This is a genomic window from Corynebacterium sp. MSK150 (assembly GCF_030229215.1).
Taxonomy (GTDB): Bacteria; Actinomycetota; Actinomycetes; order Mycobacteriales; family Mycobacteriaceae; genus Corynebacterium.
This window is the reverse complement of record NZ_JASPHM010000030.1, coordinates 1-2,672: the sequence shown is the minus strand read 5'-3', so window position 1 is coordinate 2,672 and position 2,672 is coordinate 1. Positions and strand designations below refer to the sequence as shown.

The 2,672-nt window shown below is 57.6% G+C and carries 4 protein-coding genes and 1 tRNA gene; 3 read left to right on the top strand and 2 right to left on the bottom strand.

The annotated features are described in order from the left end of the window. Positions 1-49 precede the first annotated feature (49 nt). Together QP941_RS11490 and QP941_RS11485 are read left to right on the top strand one after the other, a co-directional pair. Positions 50-457, top strand: a complete 408-nt coding sequence (locus QP941_RS11490; RefSeq protein WP_244261948.1) for an MmcQ/YjbR family DNA-binding protein — start codon at positions 50-52, stop codon at positions 455-457. 66 nt (positions 458-523) lie between these two features. Beyond that, positions 524-1,009, top strand: coding sequence for a MarR family winged helix-turn-helix transcriptional regulator (locus QP941_RS11485; RefSeq protein ID WP_005326234.1), 486 nt, complete (start codon positions 524-526; stop codon positions 1,007-1,009). A gap of 18 nt (positions 1,010-1,027) precedes the next feature. Here the strand turns inward: QP941_RS11485 and QP941_RS11480 are convergent, their stop codons facing one another. After that, the gene (locus QP941_RS11480; protein WP_005326236.1) at positions 1,028-1,576 is read right to left on the bottom strand and encodes a DNA-3-methyladenine glycosylase; all 549 of its coding nucleotides are present in this window, start codon (positions 1,574-1,576) and stop codon (positions 1,028-1,030) included. Next, positions 1,576-2,439, bottom strand: coding sequence for a polysaccharide deacetylase family protein (locus QP941_RS11475; protein WP_284844761.1), 864 nt, complete (start codon positions 2,437-2,439; stop codon positions 1,576-1,578). Before QP941_RS11475 ends, QP941_RS11480 begins: the two co-directional genes overlap by 1 nt. A gap of 157 nt (positions 2,440-2,596) precedes the next feature. On the opposite strand from QP941_RS11475, the gene QP941_RS11470 reads away from it, so the two are divergent. Further along, positions 2,597-2,669 (top strand) — tRNA-Ala (locus QP941_RS11470). Positions 2,670-2,672 lie beyond the last annotated feature (3 nt).

Below are 2,672 nucleotides of genomic sequence, written 5' to 3'. Positions count from 1 at the left end.
ATAGCCCGCCCAATCGGGTGGACAGACTATGAATCTTCGGTGCCCTGAGGTGGAACTGCTAACAACGAAATGGGGGGCGATGTTGGACGGGAGCGGCATCTACAAGGTTGCGCGGCAGCGCGCCGAAGAGATGTTCGGCTCGCAGGTGCTGCATCCTTTTGGTCCCGACTGGGACGTATTCAAAGTACGCGGCAAAATTTTCTTGCTGTTGACAGCGGTGACCGGTCAACAGCAAATGATCATTAAGGCCGAGCCGGAGGACTGCCAAGCGCTACAGCAGCAGTATCCATTCATTGCGCCGGGCTACCACATGAATAAACGGCATTGGGTTTCCGTCTATCCACACGCAGAGCTGCACCAACAGCTGATAGAGGAGTTGGTCACGGATTCTTATCGTTTGGTGGTAGAGAAGCTGCCGAGAAGGCAGCGGCCGATCGAGCCGTCCTCTGGACACTAAGGCCTTTGCGTTTAGGACAGTGACGAGTCACTTTAGAATTAAAGCCAAGTTGATAGAATAAATCCCATGACCGAGCGCGATGACTACTGGCTGGATGATGAAGAACTCACATCATTTATGTCTCTAATGAGCGTAAATATTCGCTTAACCAATATTTTGGATGCTCAGCTGCGCGATGACGCAGGCTTGAGCTTTTTTGAATATACAGTGCTATCTCGGCTATCGGAGGCGGAAAGTCGCGAGATGCGTATGCGCGATTTGGCGATTACCGCCAATGGATCTTTGTCCCGCTTGAGCCAGGTCGTTACGCGCCTAGAAAAGCAGGGGTGGGTCGTGCGCCAGCCGTGCCCGACTGATGGCCGCACCACCATGGCAAAGCTCACGGATAGCGGCTGGGACAAAGTAGTAGAGACTGCGCCTGGACACGCTAAGCAGGCGAGGAGGTCCGTCATGGATAGCCTGACCCGTACGCAGATTCGCCAGATGCTGCAGATTAATCAGCGGATCATTAAGGCCATCGAGAATGATGAGCGCTACGGTGGGCGCTATTAGCTAGCGAAACGAGCAGGGCTATTTCTTGGGATAGCCGCGGCGGCCCGAGACGGTTTTATCGAAGGGGATCCAAAACCGGAGGGCCGCTTCCTGGTTTTTGGAGATACCGATACGCGGTCCGCACACCCATTCTGGTTCGGTGGTTCGCTCGACAAGCTGTATTGGTTGGTGGTTGTCTTCGAGCGTGAAGCCGAGGGCTTTGCCGAGGTTTCCCGGTCCGCGGGCGAGGTTATGAAAATCAGAGGTGCCACGGCGGGCGAAGGCGATGTCGGCACCCTCGATGATTTCACCGCCACGCAGCAGACAGCCCTGGCCAGTGCCTTCAGGGGCACAGACGATATTGACGTTGCGGTGGATGCCGTAAGAAATATAGACGTAGAACCTGCCCGGAGGACCGAACATGGCCGCATTACGCGGGGTCTTGCCATTGAAGGTGTGTGCCGCGGAGTCCTCGGCGCCTAGGTAAGCCTCGACCTCAGTGAGGCGGATGCTGACCCCGGCATGGGTGAGGGTGCAGCCGAGGAGTTGGGGAGCGACGGCGTCGGCAGTCAGGGCAAAATCAATCATTAACCACGAGCGTAGTAGCGCTTACCTGCCACGGGGGTGCGCAGGAGGCGGTCCAGGCTCACAGGCTCGAGGCCCTTGGCGCGTAGGCCGTCGATGACGCAATCTGCGGCATCCACAGTGGTGGGGTGGATATCGTGCATCAAAACAATGGAACCGGCGCGGGCACCTTGCACGGCCGCGGAGCAGACGTGGTCGGAGTTGCGGTCCTTCCAATCCATGGTGTCGACGTCCCACAGCGCTTGGGAGACACCCTTATCGCGGGTGGCCTGATCCACGGTGGCGTTGGTAGCTCCGTAGGGCGGGCGTACCCAGCGCGTGCCTTGGCCGGTGGCCTTTGTGATGGCGGCATTGCCGGCGTCGATTTCCTGGGATACCTGGTCATAAGACAGGGTGTTGAGTTGGCGGTGGCTCTTGGTGTGGTTGCCGATGGTGTGGCCCTCGGCCTTCATGCGTTTGAGGAGCTCAGGGTGCTGCTCAGCACTAGGGGCGAGAACCATGAAGCTTGCATGCGCGTTCTTGGCCTTGAGCTTGTCCAGCAGGCGGTTGGTTTCGGCGCCTGGGCCGTCGTCGTAGGTGATAGCTACGCAGTTGGCACAGTCGACGCCACCATTATTGCGTGGCTCTGTTTTCTTCTCCTGGGCCGGGGTGGGCGCCTTCTGCTTAGGAGCCTTTGGGGAGAAGGCCTTGGAGGAGATGTCCTCGACCTGCGCGCGGGCGTCATTGATGCGGTGGTTGATTTCGTCTTGGATATTCGAGCTGGAGGACGCAGGTAGCTGTGGAATCTGCGGCAACTGTGCGTTAGCGGCCGCCGGAACGGCAGCGGCAACGAGCACGGTGAGGGCGGAGGTGAGAATGCGACGCATGGTTTTCCTAAGGATGAGCGAAAGTGGACACGATGTGTCCATGACCCTAGCGGCTGCGTGTAACTGAAGTGATAGGACATGCCTACAGTGACCAAAGTGATTTGAGTGGTTCGGGTTTGGAGTTACTTCGCCTGCGGTAGTAAAGTACTTAGGCACTGGGGCATTAGCTCAATTGGTAGAGCATCTGCTTTGCAAGCAGAAGGTCAGGAGTTCGATTCTCCTATGCTCCACAG

Excerpts from the sequence above, each read along its gene's own strand:
- QP941_RS11485 (WP_005326234.1), top strand. The coding sequence starts at position 524 with ATGACCGAGCGCGATGACTACTGGCTGGATGATGAAGAACTCACATCA.
- QP941_RS11480 (WP_005326236.1), bottom strand. The coding sequence starts at position 1,576 with ATGATTGATTTTGCCCTGACTGCCGACGCCGTCGCTCCCCAACTCCTC.
- QP941_RS11475 (WP_284844761.1), bottom strand. The coding sequence starts at position 2,439 with ATGCGTCGCATTCTCACCTCCGCCCTCACCGTGCTCGTTGCCGCTGCC.